The organism is Winslowiella toletana, from assembly GCF_032164335.1.
Lineage (GTDB): Bacteria > Pseudomonadota > Gammaproteobacteria > Enterobacterales > Enterobacteriaceae > Erwinia > Erwinia toletana_A.
This window is the reverse complement of the sequence record NZ_CP134152.1, coordinates 4,523,476-4,541,592: the sequence shown is the minus strand read 5'-3', so window position 1 is coordinate 4,541,592 and position 18,117 is coordinate 4,523,476. Positions and strand designations below refer to the sequence as shown.

The window sequence follows — 18,117 nt, the reverse complement described above, 5'->3', positions numbered from 1 at the left end:
ACCATTTTTTAATTAATCTCACCAAGAACACACCACTCTGCCTTCACCACTGCACTGCTAATCAACGACTTAATGTTATCAGCAAGCTGGCATGCTTTTTGTATTAGCTAATCAATACTTAATTTAATGGAGCTTGCCGTATGGAAATCCTGTTTGTGCTTGGATTTTTTTTAATGTTGTTGCTGACCGGCGTCTCTGTACTGGGCATCGTGGCTGCACTGGTGGTCGCCACGCTGGTGATGATGGTCGGCGGATTGTTTGCGATTGTAATCAAGATGTTGCCGTGGCTGTTATTAGCGGTCGTTGCCGTGTGGATTTATCGCGCCTGTAACAAGCCTAAAATAAGCCGGGGTCGCTGGTAATCACCGTGATTAATCAATGGGTTGCGTAAAAATCAGCCATGAAAAATGCGGACTGGATCACATCGTAACTTTTACTTAGCTGTTTTTCGCAATTAAACATATTTTTTACTTATATTTTCTGCCAGTATGGAAACCGTTGAGTCGAAAACGTATTCATCGCCGCTGACCCTACAAACAGCGCGAACTATAAAAAAGAAAAAGGGGCTTCCTTCGGGAAGCCCCGTTCGCGTTTATAAGCCTGCGGAAATCCTCTTTTTACTATTATTCAGAGGATGGGCCTGCTGCGGGAAGCAGTGAAATACGTTTTCCCAGTACCACGTCATGGCAGACTTTATACAATGATTCCAGATGGGGCCTTGTATCAAAAGGCCCTTTGCATCTGCCGATCAAGGAATTAATAAACTCGATCCCTGAGTGCCACGGCTTTCCAGGGTTTTATGCGCTTGCTGCGCATCCGCCAAAGCAAATTTCTGCTGCGGCGGCACATCGACTTTAATCGCACCGCTGGCGATCAGTGAAAACAGTTCACTGCTGGCCAGCTGCAGCTCTTCACGATTGGTGATATAGCCAAACAGTGAAGGGCGGGTAACATACAGCGAACCTTTCTGATTAAGAATCGCCAGATTCACCCCACTGACCGGGCCGGATGAATTACCAAAACTCACCATCAGACCACGGGGTTGCAGACAATCCAGCGAGGCTTCCCAGGTATCTTTACCCACTGAGTCATACACCACCCGCACTTTTTTGCCATCGGTCAGTTCGCTGACGCGTTGCGCAATATCTTCTTCGCGATAGTTAATCGTGGCCCAGGCGCCGGAATCCTTCGCCAGCCTGGCTTTCTCTGCTGAGCCAACGGTGCCGATCAGATGTGCTCCCAGCGCTTTTGCCCACTGGCAGGCGATTAAGCCAACACCACCGGCTGCGGCATGGAACAGAAACACCTCATTCGGCTGTATTTCATGCGTCTGGCGCAGCAAATAGTGCACCGTCAGCCCCTTCAGAAATGAGGCCGCCGCCTGCTCAAACGTAATGGCATCGGGCAACAGCGCCACTTTACTGGCATCAACATTGTGCAGTTCGCTATAGGCACCCAGCGTTGACTGCGCATACACCACGCGATCGCCTGGCTTAAGCACCGTAACTGCCGATCCCACTTTGCTGACGATACCAGCCGCTTCGGTACCCAGTCCGGAAGGCAGACTGGCTGGCGCATAGAGCCCGCTGCGGAAGTAGGTATCAATGTAATTAATACCAATCGCTTTGTTCTCCACCTGTACTTCATGGGCCGCTGGATCGGCGACATCAATATTGACCAGCTGCAACACTTCCGGGCCACCGTGCTGACTGAATTGTATCCGCTTTGCCATGCTCACTCCTGTTGATTGATGGGAGGATATTAAGCGCACAAACGAGTATACTTGCGCGTCTTCTCAACTGATTTTCGGTATTGCATTCACTATGGCAGGAAATAAACCCACCAACAAATCGAACGAAACCCGTGACCGCCAGATGGAAGGGCTGAAACTGCCGCCTCATTCGCTGGAAGCGGAGCAGTCCGTGTTGGGTGGTTTGATGCTGGACAACGAGCGCTGGGATAACGTTGCCGAACGCGTGGTCGCGCAGGATTTCTTCAGCCGTCCACATCGCATGATATTCGGTGAAATGCAGCGCCTGCTGGAAATGGGCAAGCCAATCGATCTGATTACCCTGTCTGAATCGCTGGAGCAGAAGGGTGAGCTGGACATGGCCGGTGGCTTTGCTTATCTGGCCGAGCTATCGAAAAATACGCCAAGTGCGGCGAATATCGGTGCTTACGCAGACATCGTGCGCGAACGTGCGGTGGTGCGCGATATGATCTCGGTCGCCAATGAAATTGCCGATGCCGGTTATGATCCGCAGGGGCGCAGCAGTGAAGATTTGCTGGATCTGGCCGAATCGCGCGTCTTCCAGATTGCTGAGAACCGTGCCAATAAAGATGAAGGGCCGAAAAGCGTCGATCAGATTCTGGAAGCCACGGTCTCGCGTATTGAGTCGCTGTATCAGACGCCGCACGACGGTGTGACTGGCGTGGATACCGGTTATCAGGATCTCAATAAAAAAACCGCTGGTCTGCAACGCTCTGACCTGATTATCGTCGCCGCTCGTCCATCAATGGGTAAAACCACCTTTGCGATGAACCTGTGTGAAAACGCCGCGATGCTGCAGGATAAGCCGGTGTTGATCTTCAGTCTGGAGATGCCCGGCGAACAAATTATGATGCGTATGCTGGCTTCGCTGTCACGCGTTGACCAGACGAGAATTCGTACCGGGCAACTGGATGATGAAGACTGGGCGCGTATCTCCGCCACCATGGGGATTCTGCTTGAGAAGAAGAATATGTATATCGATGATTCTTCTGGCCTGACGCCAACCGAAGTGCGTTCGCGTGCACGCCGTATTTTCCGCGAGCACGACGGCTTAAGCCTGATTATGATCGACTACCTGCAGCTGATGCGTGTACCTTCACTTTCCGATAACCGTACGCTGGAGATTGCAGAAATCTCACGTTCGCTTAAAGCGCTGGCAAAAGAGTTACAAGTTCCGGTAGTGGCGCTGTCGCAGCTTAACCGCTCGCTGGAGCAGCGTGCTGACAAACGTCCGGTTAACTCGGATTTGCGTGAATCAGGCTCTATCGAGCAGGATGCCGACTTAATCATGTTTATCTATCGCGATGAGGTTTATCACGAGAACAGCGATCTGAAAGGTATCGCCGAAATTATTCTCGGTAAGCAGCGTAATGGTCCAATCGGTACTGTGCGCCTGACCTTTAACGGTCAGTGGTCGCGTTTCGATAATTATGCCGGGCCGCAGTACGACGACGAATAATTTAGCCAGCGTCCTTGAGGCCACACTGCGAATCGCTGATCTCATTGTCATCATAAAATAGTGTTGGACAACGCCGCAAAGATTGCGGTTATCTGTAGCGGCACTGCGCCCCTTCATACAACACGGATCGATAATGACCAGCATTGACGATTTTGATCTTAAAATACTGACTTTACTGCAAACCAATGGCCGTCTGACCAATCAGGAATTGAGTGATTTAGTCGGCCTTTCGGCATCACAATGCTCGCGTCGCCGTATCAATCTTGAACAAGCGAATCTGATTCTCGGCTATCACGCGCGGCTCTCGCCCGATGCGGTAGGCCTTGGCATGATTGGTCTTATCGAAGTGCGCCTGATCAATCACACCGCAGAATATGTTGAGAGTTTTCATCGGATGGTGGCGGAGCAACCCGCGATTGTCGACGCCTATAAAACCACCGGCGATGCCGATTATTTATTAAAGGTCGCGGTTGCCGATCTGGCAGGTTTAAGCTCGCTAATCAGTCAGTTAGTTGCCGGGCATCAAAGTGTGTCGCACGTTAAAACATCGGTTGTGCTTAATCGGTTGAAAGAGAATGGCCTGATGATGTTGCCGGAAAGCAGCGTGCGCCAAAATGGTGCGTGATGCGCAATAATAGTGCATCAAATGCCAATTATCTGCATGATTTGTGCATTAACTGGCGTCTTTGTGCGTTATCAGGCAGTTTTAAGGCTGTTTTGCGCACAAAGCTTACAAATAAAGGTTGTTATTTTTCAATGGGTTATTTTCTTCCCTGCTGTTAGCGCTGTTTTTCACTGCGACCTGGTGCGATTTTTGCTGTCTGATAGTGTCATTTACTTGAGAATCAGACAGATGAATAATACTGCTCCCTCCTTTGCACCAATTGAAAAAATTCCACACACCCGGGTTGAAGATGGTCTGGCGATACTGATTGGCACACTGATGGTCTCATTCGGCGTGGTGATGCTGAAACAGGCCGGAGCCTTGACCGGCAGCACCGCCGGCATCGCTTTTCTGATTAGCTATCTGACACACTCTTCATTTGGTCTGGCATTCTTTGTGATTAATTTGCCGTTTTACTGGCTGGCAGTACGCCGTATGGGCTGGGCATTTACCGTAAAAACCTTCTGCGCGGTGGGCCTGGTCTCGCTGTTTACCCACTTGCATCCGCTTTTTGTCCATTTTGAGTCACTGAATCCATTTTATGCGACACTGTTCGGTAACCTGATAATGGGAATTGGGTTTATAGTGTTGTTTCGCCATAAAGCCAGCCTTGGCGGCGTCAATATTCTGGCGCTGTGGTTACAAGACCGCTTTGGTATTCGTGCCGGTAAACTGCAAATGGCAGTCGATACCTGCGTGGTGCTGGCATCACTGTTCGTGGTGTCGTTACCGATGCTGGCGGCATCGATTTGTGGCGCGGTGATCCTCAATCTGATCATCGCCATGAACCATCGTCCCGGACGTTACGACGTCTGAAGAGTGTCAAAACGCGCCCTGACGCGTTACTGATAAAATTAATCTATGGAGATCTGCACCGTGTTTCAAAACGTTGATGCCTACGCTGGCGATCCAATTCTCTCGTTAATGGAGACCTTTAAACAGGACACGCGACCGCACAAGGTGAATTTGAGCATCGGTTTGTATTATGACGGACAAGGTGTGATTCCACAGCTGCAGGCGGTTGCCGCTGCTGAAGAGCGTCTGAACGCACAGCCACAGGCAGCTTCACTCTATCTGCCAATGGAAGGTCTGCCAGCTTACCGCAATGCGATTGCGCCACTGCTGTTTGGCGCTGAGCATCCGGCGCTGAAAGCCGGGCGTATCGCCACCATTCAGACGCTGGGCGGTTCCGGCGCGCTAAAAGTCGGTGCGGACTTCCTGAAGCGCTACTTCCCGAATTCTGACGTATGGGTCAGCGATCCTACCTGGGAAAACCATATCGCGATCTTCTCCGGCGCGGGTTTTGACGTGAATACCTATCCGTGGTTTGATGCTGAATCCAATGGCGTGCAGTTTGATGCGTTTATTGCCAAATTAAAAACGCTGCCTAAGCAAAGTATCGTATTACTGCACCCTTGCTGCCATAACCCGACGGGTGCCGACCTGACCGATGCACAGTGGGATATCACTACTGAAGTGCTGAAATCTCAGGAGCTGGTGCCGTTCCTCGATATCGCTTATCAGGGCTTTGGTGCCGGAATGGAGCAGGATGCTTACGCCATCCGTGCGATTGCCGCCGCAGGCTTGCCAGCGCTGGTCAGCAATTCGTTCTCAAAAATCTTTTCACTGTACGGCGAACGCGTTGGCGGTCTGTCAGTGGTATGTAATGACGCTGACGAAGCGGCACGCGTGCTGGGTCAGCTGAAAGCGACGGTGCGCCGTAACTACTCCAGCCCGCCGAATTTCGGCGCACAGGTTGTTTCCTGTGTACTGAATGACGAAGCGCTTAAAGCCAGCTGGCTGGCCGAAGTAGAAGCGATGCGTTTGCGTATTCTCGAGATGCGTCAGGCTTTGGTTTCGGTGCTGGCGGCAGCGGTGCCGGGTGCTAACTTTGATTATCTGCTGAAACAGCGCGGGATGTTCAGTTACACCGGCCTCAGTGAGCAGCAGGTGGATCGTCTGCGTGAAGAGTTTGGTATCTATCTGATCGCCAGTGGCCGTATGTGCGTCGCGGGCCTGAACGCTAATAATGTGCATCAGGTGGCGGAAGCTTTTGCTGCGGTAATGTAACACCTCAGTATTGACGCAACAGAAAAGCAGCCGGCCACGCCCGCTGCTTTTTTTTTTCGCTATTTACCGGAGAGGGGTTTACCTTTGGTCGACATGCTGCACACTTAACCAGAGTTATTCAGCCAAGGAATTTTGAAATGTGGTATCAGCAGACCCTTACCCTCGGTGAAAAGTCGCGAGGATTTCATCTGGTAACCGAAGAGATTGTCGGTGAGCTTCGTCGCCTGAAAGACGTGCAAATCGGCCTGCTTCATCTGCTCTTGCAGCATACTTCAGCCTCGCTGACGCTAAATGAAAATTGTGACCCCACGGTGCGTAGCGACATGGAACAGCACTTTTTACGTCATGTTCCTGAAAATGCGCCTTACCAACACGACTATGAAGGCGCTGATGATATGCCAGCTCATATCAAGTCGTCGCTGTTAGGCACTTCGCTGGTGTTGCCGGTTAATCGTGGGCGTCTGGTTCTCGGCACGTGGCAGGGAATCTGGCTCGGAGAGCATCGCGTTCATGGCGGTGCGCGTCAGATTATTGCCACCCTTCAAGGGGAATAATAATGAACACTTCGGATCTGCTTTCTTACTGCATGGATAAACCCGGTGCGGAACAGAGTGTCCACAGTGACTGGAAAGCCACGCAGATTAAAGTTGATGATGTGCTGTTTGCGATGGTGCATGAAGTTCAGGGGCGACCGGCGGTGTCGCTTAAGGCTTCGCCTGCGCTGACCGAGCTGTTACGCGAAGAACATCAGGATGTCTCACCCAGCGAACATCTGAATAAATCACACTGGAGCACGGTATTTCTTGATGGATCGCTGAAAGATTCGCAGATCTACTATCTGGTGGACGCCTCGCTACAGCAGGCGGTTAACACCCGGGCGGCGGGCGGCAATCGCGGTGGATAACAGCCGATCACTGGCGTGACCGGCTGCGAGATATTACGCGGTTGCTTCGTTGCGTAAGGTATCGATATCAATCACGAAACGGTACTTCACATCGCTTTTCAGCATGCGCTCGTAAGCTTCGTTGATTTGGTTCATCTTAATCATTTCGATATCAGAAACGATATTGTGCTTACCGCAGAAATCCAGCATTTCCTGGGTCTCAGCGATGCCACCGATCAGTGAACCGGCAATACTGCGGCGTTTGAAGATCAGATTAAACACTTGCGGTGATGGATGGTCGTGTTCAGGTGCGCCGACCAGCGTCATATTGCCGTCGCGACGCAGCAGGGTAATAAACGGGTTAAGATCGTGCTGCGCGGCAACCGTATTGATAATTAGATCAAAACTGTTGGCGTGCTGCGCCATCTGCTCAGGATCTTTGGAAATCACCACTTCATCTGCGCCGAGGCGTTTACCGTCTGCGACTTTTGATTCAGAGGTGGTAAACAGCACTACATGTGCGCCCATCGCATGGGCGATTTTCACCCCCATATGCCCCAGCCCACCCAGTCCGACAATACCGACTTTTTTGCCCGGGCCTGCGCCCCAGTGACTCAACGGTGAGTAAGTGGTAATGCCGGCGCACAGCAGCGGTGCGGCACCGGCCGGATCCAGGTTTTCCGGTACGCGCAGCACGAAGTCTTCATGCACGACTACCTGAGTTGAATAGCCACCGTAGGTGATATCGCCAGTCTGACGGTCTTCACCGTTGTAGGTGCCCACAAAGCCATTTTCACAATACTGCTCTAAACCCTCTTCACAGCTGGAGCAGGTGCGACAGGAATCGACCATACAGCCGACGCCGACCAGATCGCCGACTTTATATTTGTGGCTGTGGCCACCGACCGCGGTGACGCGTCCGACAATTTCATGCCCTGGCACCACTGGAAAGATGGTGTTATTCCACTCATTGCGGGCCTGATGAAGATCCGAGTGGCAGACGCCACAAAACAGCACTTCAATTTGCACATCATGTTCACGAAGTTCACGCGGCTGGTAATCGAAGGGGGCCAGCTTAGATTTCGCGTCCTGAGCAGCCCAGGCGTGCGTAATATTCATGGTGTCTCCAGATTAAGTTGATGTTGTGTCATGAAGGAAAATGATTGCTGCGTAACGGTAGCAGCAGAAAATATCAGAGCATTAAGCTTAGTCAGTGAGCGGCATCGCGGGTATGCCTGAATGTGTCGAAATCTTGCCTGATTCTACGAGATTCTGACGAAATGAGCAGTGGCTGGCTGATGAGAAAAGAAGAGATAAAGCAGGGGCCAGTAGTGACCGGCCCCGAACAGTTTTACATTTTTAACAGCGGCTTCAGGAAGCGCGCGGTATGGGATTTCTCACATTTGGCAACAGTTTCCGGTGTACCGGAAACGAGGATTTCCCCGCCGCCGCTACCGCCTTCCGGGCCGAGGTCAACAATCCAGTCAGCGGTTTTAATCACATCAAGATTGTGTTCGATAACCACGATGGTATTACCCTGGTCACGCAGCTGATGCAGCACTTCCAGTAACTGCTGGATATCTGCAAAGTGCAGGCCAGTGGTTGGTTCGTCAAGGATGTACAGCGTCTGACCGGTACCGCGTTTCGACAGCTCGCGCGCCAGCTTCACACGCTGCGCCTCACCACCGGACAGCGTGGTAGCCGACTGACCAAGACGAATATACGACAGGCCAACATCGATCAGCGTTTGCAGCTTACGTGCCAGCGCTGGCACCGCATCGAAGAACTCACGAGCTTCTTCAATGGTCATTTCCAGCACTTCATGGATGTTTTTGCCCTTGTATTTTATCTCCAGCGTCTCGCGGTTATAGCGCTTGCCTTTACACTGGTCACAAGGGACATAAATATCTGGCAGGAAGTGCATTTCTACCTTGATTACACCGTCGCCCTGACAAGCTTCACAGCGGCCGCCACGCACGTTAAAACTAAAACGCCCCGGATTGTAGCCACGTGCACGCGCTTCCGGCACGCCGGCAAACAGTTCGCGCACCGGAGTAAAGATACCGGTATAGGTCGCCGGGTTAGAGCGCGGTGTGCGTCCAATCGGGCTTTGATCGATATCGATCACCTTGTCGAAATTTTCCATTCCGCTGACTTCGCGATACGGTGCAGGTTCGGCAATAGTGGCACCATTAAGCTGGCGCTGGGCAATCGGGAACAGCGTATCGTTAATCAGCGTCGATTTACCGGAGCCGGAAACGCCGGTAATACAGCTGAACAGGCCGACCGGCAGCGTCAGGGTCACATCCTTCAGGTTGTTACCACGCGCGCCGACCAATTTCAGCACTTTAGTTGGGTCGGCCTGCACGCGCTGCTGAGGAATCGCAATTTCGCGTTTGCCACTCAGGAACTGACCGGTAAGCGAATCTTCCTTCGCCATAATATCGTCGACCGTGCCTTCAGCCACGATTTGACCGCCGTGCACCCCGGCACCCGGACCGATATCGATCACGTGGTCGGCAGCGCGGATCGCGTCTTCATCATGCTCCACCACAATCACGGTATTACCAAGATTACGCAGGTGAATCAGCGTTTCCAGCAGGCGTTCATTATCGCGCTGATGCAGACCAATGGATGGCTCATCCAGCACGTACATCACGCCAACCAGTCCGGCACCAATTTGGCTGGCCAGACGGATACGCTGTGCTTCACCACCGGACAGCGTCTCCGCTGAGCGCGACATCGACAGATAATTCAGACCGACGTTAACCAGGAATTTCAGGCGATCGCCAATCTCTTTCAACACCTTTTCGGCGATTTTTGCGCGCTGACCGCTGAGTTTCATGTTCTGGAAAAACTCCATCGCATGACCAATGCTCATATCTGAGATGGTCGGCAGGGTGGTGTTTTCCACAAACACATGGCGTGCTTCGCGACGCAAGCGGGTGCCTTCACAGCTGGCACAGGCGCGGTTGCTGATAAACTTGGCCAGATCCTCGCGTACCGCAGCAGATTCGGTCTCTTTGTAGCGGCGCTCCATATTGTGCAGCACGCCTTCAAACGGATGACGGCGCACCGAAGTATCACCGCGATCGTTGATATACTTAAATTCGATGTTTTCTTTACCGGAGCCGTAAAGAATCACTTTACGCGCTTTCTCTTCCAGCTGGTTGAACGGTGCTTCGATATCAAAATCGAGGTGTTCCGCCAGTGAGCGCAACATCTGGAAATAATAGAAGTTACGGCGATCCCAGCCGCGGATTGCACCGCCAGCCAGCGACAGCTCAGGATTTTGCACTACGCGGTCCGGATCGAAGTATTGCTGCACGCCCAGACCATCACAGGTTGGACAAGCCCCAGCCGGGTTGTTAAATGAGAACAGGCGGGGTTCCAGCTCGCTCATGCTGTAGCCGCAAATCGGGCAGGCAAAGTTAGCCGAGAACAGCAATTCTTCTTTACTGGTATCGTCCATATCGGCGACGATCGCGGTTCCGCCGGATAACTCCAGTGCGGTTTCAAACGATTCGGCCAGGCGCTGGGACAAGTCTTCACGCACTTTAAAGCGGTCAACTACCACTTCAATGGTATGTTTCTTTTGCAGCTCCAGCTTAGGTGGATCGGACAGATCGCAGACTTCGCCGTCGATACGCGCGCGGATATAGCCCTGAGACGCCAGGTTTTCCAGCGTCTTGGTGTGCTCACCTTTACGATCCTGCACTACCGGCGCCAGCAGCATTAGCCGCGTGCCTTCCGGCTGCGCCAGCACATTATCCACCATCTGGCTGACGGTTTGCGCCGCCAGCGGCACGTCGTGATCGGGGCAGCGCGGTTCACCTACGCGGGCAAACAGCAGGCGCAGGTAATCGTGAATTTCAGTGATAGTCCCGACGGTGGATCGCGGGTTATGGGAGGTCGATTTCTGCTCAATCGAAATCGCCGGCGACAAGCCTTCGATATGATCGACATCCGGCTTCTCCATCAAGGAGAGAAACTGACGTGCATAGGCGGAAAGGGATTCCACATAGCGACGTTGACCCTCAGCGTACAGCGTATCAAACGCCAGCGAGGATTTACCGGAACCTGACAGGCCGGTGACAACGATCAGTTTGTCGCGAGGGATGGTCAGGTTGATGTTTTTCAAATTGTGGGTGCGGGCACCCCGGACTTCAATCTTATCCATGCACATTTCCCGGATTAACGCAGACTCACTGTGCCGGTATCCTTCAAAGTCAGGCGCGGCACAGCCAGAACCAAACGTCTAATTATGACACAAAAAAACCTGAATGGATATCCAGTGTTTATTTGCAAAGCGGTAACGCGCCGAGGCTTTTTTCGAGGTTGATCTGAAAGTAGGAACTGGCAGGATGCCATGTTAGAATTTAGGGTTTAGACTTAACTGAATATTCATCGGAGACACCAACATGGCCAGCAGAGGCGTTAACAAAGTGATTCTTGTCGGAAATCTGGGTCAGGATCCGGAAGTCCGTTACATGCCGAATGGTGGTGCGGTTGCCAACATTACCCTGGCCACGTCTGAAAGCTGGCGTGACAAGCAGACCGGCGAAACCAAAGAGAAGACTGAATGGCACCGTGTTGTGCTGTTTGGCAAGCTGGCTGAAGTTGCGGGCGAATACCTGCGTAAAGGCTCTCAGGTGTATATCGAAGGTGCACTGCAGACGCGTAAATGGACTGACCAGGCTGGCGTGGAAAAATACACTACTGAAGTGGTAGTAAACGTTGGCGGCACCATGCAGATGCTGGGTGGCCGTGGTCAGGGCGGCGGCGCACCAGCCGGTGGCGGCCAGGGCAACAACAATGGTTGGGGCCAGCCTCAACAGCCCCAGGCAGCGCAGGGCGGTAATAACAACCAGTTCAGCGGCGGCGCGCAATCTCGCCCGCAGCAGCAGAACAACGCGCCAGCCAATAATAATGAACCACCAATGGATTTTGATGACGATATTCCGTTCTGATAATGAGCGAATTGCGTTAATCAATAATCCAGAAAACCCCACTATGTGGGGTTTTTTGTATCCAGATTATTAGTCAGGCAGGTGCATCAGCCTGACAATATTATATTTTATTATCAATGCCGGGACGGTTTAAGCATTAATCAGCTATACGGGAAGCATCAGTCTGATATTAATCAGTAACAGTAAACTGATGTTTTCTAAAATGAAACGATTCTGATAACGCTTTGTAATGTCGATGTTTATTATTATTTAATCAAAGACTCATTTGGCAGTGATACAGACATCCGGTTGCAAAGTGAATATCGTTGGTTCCGCAGGGAGCCTGTTAACCCTTACTATCTTCAGGCTATGTTTTTTGTTGTGCCGGCAAACACCGATGTTATAGTCGGTAATGCACAATATCCCCCCCGTTATTATTCGAAAAAATTATTAAATCATTTTCGGGGAAAGCTAATCCGGCATAAGGAAGATGTAATGGAAGGTTTTAACTCTCTGGAGTCGTTCTTAAACTCTGTACAACAGCGTGACCCGCACCAGCCTGAATACCTGCAGGCAGTGCGTGAAGTGTTTACTTCATTGTGGCCTTTTATTGAGCAGAATCCACATTATCAGCAGCAGGGCCTGTTAGAGCGGCTGGTCGAGCCAGAACGTGTGATCCAGTTTCGCGTGGCATGGACTGATGATAAAAATCAGGTGCAGGTGAATCGTGCATGGCGCGTGCAGTTCAGTTCCGCTATCGGGCCGTTTAAAGGCGGGATGCGTTTTCATCCGTCGGTCAACTTATCAATTCTTAAATTCCTCGGCTTTGAGCAAACCTTAAAAAATGCGCTGACTACGCTACCAATGGGCGGCGGTAAAGGCGGTTCTGATTTCAATCCGAAAGGAAAAAGTCAGGGCGAAGTGATGCGCTTTTGTCAGGCGCTGATGACCGAGTTGTACCGTCATCTTGGCCCGGATACCGATGTGCCGGCTGGTGATATTGGCGTCGGTGGTCGTGAAGTGGCCTACATGGCCGGAATGATGAAAAAACTGTCCAACAACACCGCCTGCGTGTTTACCGGGAAAGGATTATCGTTTGGCGGCAGTCTGATACGTCCCGAAGCCACTGGCTACGGCTTAGTTTATTTCACTGATGCGATGTTAAAACGCCACGGCTTAGGTTTTGAAGGCAGTAAAGTTGCGGTTTCCGGCTCTGGCAATGTGGCGCAATTCGCCATCGAAAAAGCCATGGCGTTAGGTGCCAGAGTGATTACGGCCTCTGATTCGCGCGGCACGGTAGTTGACGAAGAGGGCTTTACGCCGGAAAAACTGGCGCTTCTGGCTGAGATTAAAAATCAGCGTTACGGTAGCATTGAAGATTATGCCCGCGAGCGCCAGCTGGTGTATCTGGCGGGGCAGCAGCCGTGGAGCGTATCGGTTGATATCGCGCTGCCTTGTGCCACGCAGAATGAGCTGGATCTGCCTGCTGCGCGTCAGCTGATCGCTAATGGTGTTAAAGCGGTGGCAGAAGGGGCCAATATGCCAACCACAATTCAGGCGACCGACGCGTTTCTCGATGCCGGCGTGCTGTTTGCGCCGGGCAAAGCGGCAAATGCCGGAGGTGTGGCGACATCCGGGCTTGAGATGGCGCAGAATGCCGCGCGAATCAGCTGGAAAGCGGAGAAAGTCGATATCCGTCTGCAACACATTATGCTGGATATTCATCACGCTTGTGTGGAGCACGGTGGGGAAGGTAAGCAGACTCACTATGTGCATGGCGCGAATATTGCCGGCTTTGTTAAAGTCGCTGATGCGATGCTGGCGCAGGGCGTGTTGTAACCTCGCCAACCAGAAAGACAAAAGCCCCTGCAAAGGGGCTTTTTTAAATGCCAGTTTTCACTATCAAAGGCTTTGCAAAAACGCCAGCAGATCGTCATTCAACTGTTGCTGATGCGTCACCGCGAAGCCGTGTGGTGCATTGTCGTACACTTTCAGCTGCGAGCCAGCGATCATTTCCGCCGCCAGTTTGCCGGTGGCTTCAAAGGGCACGACCTGGTCATTACTGCCGTGAATCACCAGCGTCGGCACACCCACCTTTGCTATATCAGCGCGGAAATCTGTTTCCGAAAATGCCGTTACACAATCAATGGTGCCTTTTAGCGATGCCAGCAAAGCAATATTCAGCGTTTGCGCCAGTACGCCGTCAGAGACGGTCATTCCCTGATTAGTGCCGTAGAATGGCGTAGCAAAGTCCTTAATAAACTGGGCGCGATCTTCACGCAGCCCCTTTTTGATGCCGTCAAAGACTGATTTTTCCACACCTTCAGGATGATCGTTGGTTTTACCAAAAATCGGCGTTACCGCGCCCAGCAGCACCAGCGAGTCAATACGTTCGCTGCCGTAACGGCCAATATAGCGAGTGACATCACCGCCGCCCATCGAAAAGCCGACCAGCGTAATATCCCGCAGATCGAGAAGAGTAATCAGATCGTTGATATCGCTGGCAAAGGTGTCGTAGTTGTAACCTTCCCACGGTTGTTCGGAACGGCCAAAGCCACGACGGTCAAAGGCGATAACGCGGTAGCCGCGTTCGGCGAGAAAGTTTAACTGGCTGTCCCACATATCAGCATCCAGCGGCCAGCCGTGGCTGAACAGCACCGGTTTGCCCTTGCCCCAGTCCTTATAGTAAATCTGTGTTCCGTCTTGCGTGTTAAATGTGCTCATGATGTTTTCCTCAGATTCTGTATGTGCGGTTGTATTTGCCAGACATAACGTTAGCAATTGCCTTGAGGGAAAGATAAGGCATAATTTTTGACAAGCTGTTGAAGGATTTTTAACGAACTATCTGACTGACTTTAATGTAGTTTTAGCTTTATAGCCTGTCAAAAAAAACTCAACAAGTTGGCAAATTCTTTCCGCTATCTGTGAAAACGTTCCTCTCTTATTGTTAGCTCCAGCAGCACAACACTAACCGATAACACTATCCTGAGAGGAAATGAACATGTCTACATCCAACCCGCATGCTTCCACGCTGGTTCACTCATTCTCACAACGTCAGGCTTAATCAGCACACTCCGATCCGAGGGAACAAGCATGAGTCAGAACACAACATCAACGGGCGCCTTTGCTCCACTGAAGCAAGGTCTGTTCGCGGTTATCTGGGCGGCGACCATTCTCGGTAATACCGGTAGCTTTATGCGCGATGTTGCCAGCTCATGGCTGGTTACCGGGCTGTCGTCGAATCCGGCGGCGGTTGCGCTGATGCAGACTGCGGCGACGTTACCGATCTTTTTGCTGGCGATCCCGGCTGGCGTGCTGTCCGATATACTCGATCGGCGGCGCTTGCTGATTTTTGTTCAGCTGTTGCTGGCCAGCGTCAGCGGCACTCTGCTGCTGCTATCGCATAATAATTTGCTGACGGTGGATTATCTGATTGCGCTGACCTTTGTCGGCGGTATCGGTGCCGCGTTGATGGGGCCAGCCTGGCAGGCAATTGTGCCGGAACTGGTGCCGCGCCAGCAGCTGCGAAATGCGGTCGCGCTTAACTCACTGGGTATTAATATTGCCCGGGCAATCGGCCCGGCGACCGGTGGAGTACTGCTGGCGGCACTGGGGGCCTGGGCGGCGTATGGTGCCGATGTTCTCAGCTATGTATTTGTTCTCGCTGCTTTACTGTGGTGGAAGCGCCCACAAAAGCCAAAGGATGCATTGCAGGAACATTTTTTCGGTGCCTTTCGTGCCGGAATGCGTTACGTCAAAGCCAGCCGTGAGTTGCATCGGGTGCTGTTGCGCGCTGCGGTTTACTTCGCTTTCGCCAGTGCAATTTGGGCCTTACTGCCGCTGGTAGCGCGTAATCTGTTACAGAGCAGCGCCGGATTCTACGGCATTATGCTGGGCGCGGTTGGTGTTGGGGCGATTGTCGGTGCTTTACTGCTGGCCCGCTTACGTCAGGTGATAAGCAGCGATGGCTTATTATTACTTTCCGCCGCGCTGTCTGCGCTGGTGATGGTGGTACTGGCGCTGTTACCAATTCAGTGGCTGGCACTGCCGCTAATGGTATTGCTGGGCGTCAGCTGGATTATTGCCCTGACTACGCTGAATGGCGTTGCGCAAGCAGTGCTGCCAGACTGGGTGCGTGGTCGTGGGCTGTCGGTTTATCTGATGGTGTTTAACGGTGCGATGGCGGCGGGCAGTCTGTTCTGGGGGCTGGTGGCGAGCCAGACCGGTCTGGTGACCACGCTATTGCTGGCAGGCGCGGCGCTGTTACTGTCGGCGCTGTTGTTCTGGCGCTTAACATTGCCGGGCGGCGAAGATGATTTGCAACCTTCCGGCCACTGGGATGCACCGGTAACAACAGGGGATTTGCATGCCGATCGTGGCCCGGTAATGATTCAGATTTATTATCAGGTGGCAGCAGCAGATCGTCCGGCGTTTCTGGCGGCTATCAAGAAGTTCTCACTGTCACGCCGTCGCGATGGCGCTTACGCCTGGGGGATTGCCGAGCATAGTGCCGAGCCTGAAACTCTGGTTGAGTGGTTCCTGGTCGAGTCCTGGCAGGAGCATCTGCGCCAGCATCAGCGCGTATCTCTGGCCGATGCTGAGCTGCAACGCGAGGTAACAAGCTTTCACCGTGGCGACAGTAAGCCGGTAGTCCACCATCTGCTGTCAGTGAATTAAAAAAATCGCCGCACTCGTCACAGGCAGTACGGCGAATATTTATACCGGCGCATAGATTGCGCCGATGCCACTAAAGTTTTGTAATTTCTCCCGCCACCAAGTGACTGCATTGCCGGTGGCGCTTTCGTTCCAGGCCAGGAAAGCCTGATCGCGGCGTGGCTCGCTATCCAGCTGACGCTCGATCAGTTTGCCGCTGACCAGATGCGGTGCCGCCAGATAGCGCGGCAGATAGCCACAGCCCAGCCCGTCGAGCTGTGCCTGCACTTTATCGTTGAAGCTGTGTACGCTGAGGATTGGCTGATCGTCCAGCACCCGCAGATCGGCGCCTTCACTGTGACGCGAAGAGTCATTCACCACCACAGCACGATACTGGCGAATCTGCTCTCTCAGCAGCGGCGCCGGCAGCGAAGCCAGTGGATGATGTGGCGCGATAGCAAACACATACTCCAGCCAGCCGAGTGGCACGCACTGAATGCCCTTGTGCCTTGCCGGCTCCTGCACCGCGCCGAATACAATATCTGCTTCACCCCAGGTTATTGCTTCCCAGCATCCCGCCAGTGCGTCATGGCGGAAAAGCAGCTGAGTGTGCTGATGTTGCTGATAAAACTCATCGATTAGCGGCGAAAGCAGTGCAAAGGGTACCGAAGCGTCAAGGCTAATGGTCAGTTTGCTTTCCCAGCCACTCTCAACGTATTTTGCCTGCTGCTCCAGCTCACCCACCGCGCGTAATAACACGCGACCTTTCTCCAGCATCAGCCGTCCAGTCGAGGTGAACGTGGCGCGGTGCCCGGAGCGGTCAAGTAGGGTGATATTTAAATCGCTTTCCATTTTTTGGATCGTATAGCTCAAGGCGGAAGCCGTTTTAAACATTCTGGCCGCCGCAGCGGCAAAGGTGCCATGACGATCCAGTGCATCAAGGATCATCAAAGCTTCAAGGTTTAATCGCATCGTTTAGCTAACCCCAAAATTATTTAACAACAACGTAAAATCTTTCCGTTATTAATAACATTTCCTATTTCGTATTGTTTCTCTATTGAATACAACCCCTGACGGTCAAATCCCAGGTCAAAGAGGAGAATATCGTGGACTATTCGCATCAGCCAGAGCATGTGACGCTGGTGATTACCCACCGCCTGCAACCGGGAAAACAGCCTGAATATGAGCGCTGGCTGGAAAAGATTATGCCGCAGGCGGCGCTATTCACCGGTCACCTCGGCGTGAATGTACTGCGCCCGGTGCATGGCGAAATGACGTATACCATTCTGATCAGATTCGACGGCCTGGATAATCTTTATAAGTGGATTAATTCCAGCGAACGTCAGGCGCGGGTGGCTGAACTGCCAGAAATGCTGATGGCTCCGGAACACATTGAAATGCGTCCTGGCGCCGCGTTCTGGTTTACGCCAGCAACGCCTGCTTCACCGGTTCCGGCGCGCTGGAAACAGTTTCTGGTTACTCTGGCGGTTATCTTTCCCTCTACCAATCTGGTTCCCTGGTTCTGGGGCCATGCGCTACCCGCCAGTAAAGGCACCCTGTGGGGGCATTTACTGAACGATGCCTGCGTGGTGGCTCTGGTGGTTTATCTGTGGATGCCGGCAATCACTCGCCTGCTTAAAAACTGGCTGACCCCACGCGGTTAGTCTT

16 protein-coding genes are annotated in these 18,117 nt (G+C 52.5%); 11 read left to right on the top strand and 5 right to left on the bottom strand.

Annotation, left to right across the window (positions count from 1 at the left end; all coding sequences use genetic code 11):
* Window positions 1-140: 140 nt before the first annotated feature.
* Window positions 141-362, top strand: a complete 222-nt coding sequence (pspG, locus tag RIN69_RS20640; RefSeq protein WP_313854230.1) for an envelope stress response protein PspG — start codon at window positions 141-143, stop codon at window positions 360-362.
* 386 nt (window positions 363-748) lie between these two features.
* On the opposite strand, the gene RIN69_RS20635 is transcribed toward pspG, so the two are convergent.
* Window positions 749-1,732, bottom strand: coding sequence for a quinone oxidoreductase (locus tag RIN69_RS20635; RefSeq protein WP_313854229.1), 984 nt, complete (start codon window positions 1,730-1,732; stop codon window positions 749-751).
* A gap of 91 nt (window positions 1,733-1,823) precedes the next feature.
* On the opposite strand from RIN69_RS20635, the gene dnaB reads away from it, so the two are divergent.
* The 6 genes from dnaB (at window position 1,824) to RIN69_RS20605 (ending at window position 6,868) form a co-directional block, all read left to right on the top strand.
* A complete protein-coding gene (dnaB, locus tag RIN69_RS20630) occupies window positions 1,824-3,230 on the top strand; it encodes a replicative DNA helicase (protein ID WP_313854228.1) in 1,407 nt (468 codons plus the stop codon).
* A gap of 133 nt (window positions 3,231-3,363) precedes the next feature.
* Complete coding sequence (locus RIN69_RS20625) at window positions 3,364-3,855, top strand: Lrp/AsnC family transcriptional regulator (protein ID WP_313854227.1); 492 nt, start codon at window positions 3,364-3,366, stop codon at window positions 3,853-3,855.
* A 228-nt stretch (window positions 3,856-4,083) separates the two neighbouring features.
* Entirely contained in the window at window positions 4,084-4,710 is a 627-nt protein-coding gene (locus RIN69_RS20620; protein ID WP_313854226.1) for a YitT family protein, read from the top strand.
* 60 nt (window positions 4,711-4,770) lie between these two features.
* Window positions 4,771-5,964 (top strand): amino acid aminotransferase, encoded by a 1,194-nt coding sequence (locus RIN69_RS20615; protein ID WP_313854225.1) that lies wholly within the window; start codon window positions 4,771-4,773, stop codon window positions 5,962-5,964.
* A gap of 137 nt (window positions 5,965-6,101) precedes the next feature.
* A complete protein-coding gene (locus tag RIN69_RS20610; protein ID WP_313854224.1) occupies window positions 6,102-6,518 on the top strand; it encodes a secondary thiamine-phosphate synthase enzyme YjbQ in 417 nt (138 codons plus the stop codon).
* A gap of 2 nt (window positions 6,519-6,520) precedes the next feature.
* Window positions 6,521-6,868 (top strand): MmcQ/YjbR family DNA-binding protein, encoded by a 348-nt coding sequence (locus RIN69_RS20605; protein WP_313854223.1) that lies wholly within the window; start codon window positions 6,521-6,523, stop codon window positions 6,866-6,868.
* A 33-nt stretch (window positions 6,869-6,901) separates the two neighbouring features.
* Here the strand turns inward: RIN69_RS20605 and RIN69_RS20600 are convergent, their stop codons facing one another.
* On the bottom strand, window positions 6,902-7,966 hold the full coding sequence (locus RIN69_RS20600; RefSeq protein ID WP_313854222.1) for an NAD(P)-dependent alcohol dehydrogenase: 1,065 nt from the start codon (window positions 7,964-7,966) through the stop codon (window positions 6,902-6,904).
* Window positions 7,967-8,198: 232 nt separating this feature from the next.
* A complete protein-coding gene (uvrA, locus tag RIN69_RS20595) occupies window positions 8,199-11,027 on the bottom strand; it encodes an excinuclease ABC subunit UvrA (RefSeq protein ID WP_313854220.1) in 2,829 nt (942 codons plus the stop codon).
* A 241-nt stretch (window positions 11,028-11,268) separates the two neighbouring features.
* On the opposite strand from uvrA, the gene ssb1 reads away from it, so the two are divergent.
* Together ssb1 and gdhA are read left to right on the top strand one after the other, a co-directional pair.
* A complete protein-coding gene (ssb1, locus tag RIN69_RS20590) occupies window positions 11,269-11,817 on the top strand; it encodes a single-stranded DNA-binding protein SSB1 (protein ID WP_313854219.1) in 549 nt (182 codons plus the stop codon).
* Between the two features lie 474 nt (window positions 11,818-12,291).
* Window positions 12,292-13,635, top strand: coding sequence for an NADP-specific glutamate dehydrogenase (gdhA, locus tag RIN69_RS20585; protein ID WP_313854218.1), 1,344 nt, complete (start codon window positions 12,292-12,294; stop codon window positions 13,633-13,635).
* Between the two features lie 63 nt (window positions 13,636-13,698).
* Here the strand turns inward: gdhA and RIN69_RS20580 are convergent, their stop codons facing one another.
* Entirely contained in the window at window positions 13,699-14,520 is an 822-nt protein-coding gene (locus RIN69_RS20580; protein WP_313854217.1) for an alpha/beta fold hydrolase, read from the bottom strand.
* A 369-nt stretch (window positions 14,521-14,889) separates the two neighbouring features.
* On the opposite strand from RIN69_RS20580, the gene RIN69_RS20575 reads away from it, so the two are divergent.
* Window positions 14,890-16,473 carry an MFS transporter gene (locus RIN69_RS20575; RefSeq protein ID WP_313854216.1) on the top strand — a complete coding sequence of 528 codons (1,584 nt, stop codon included), beginning with the start codon at window positions 14,890-14,892 and terminating at the stop codon, window positions 16,471-16,473.
* A 39-nt stretch (window positions 16,474-16,512) separates the two neighbouring features.
* On the opposite strand, the gene RIN69_RS20570 is transcribed toward RIN69_RS20575, so the two are convergent.
* A complete protein-coding gene (locus RIN69_RS20570; RefSeq protein WP_313854215.1) occupies window positions 16,513-17,421 on the bottom strand; it encodes a LysR family transcriptional regulator in 909 nt (302 codons plus the stop codon).
* Between the two features lie 134 nt (window positions 17,422-17,555).
* On the opposite strand from RIN69_RS20570, the gene RIN69_RS20565 reads away from it, so the two are divergent.
* The gene (locus RIN69_RS20565) at window positions 17,556-18,113 is read left to right on the top strand and encodes an antibiotic biosynthesis monooxygenase (protein ID WP_313854214.1); all 558 of its coding nucleotides are present in this window, start codon (window positions 17,556-17,558) and stop codon (window positions 18,111-18,113) included.
* The last annotated feature ends 4 nt before the right edge of the window (window positions 18,114-18,117 follow it).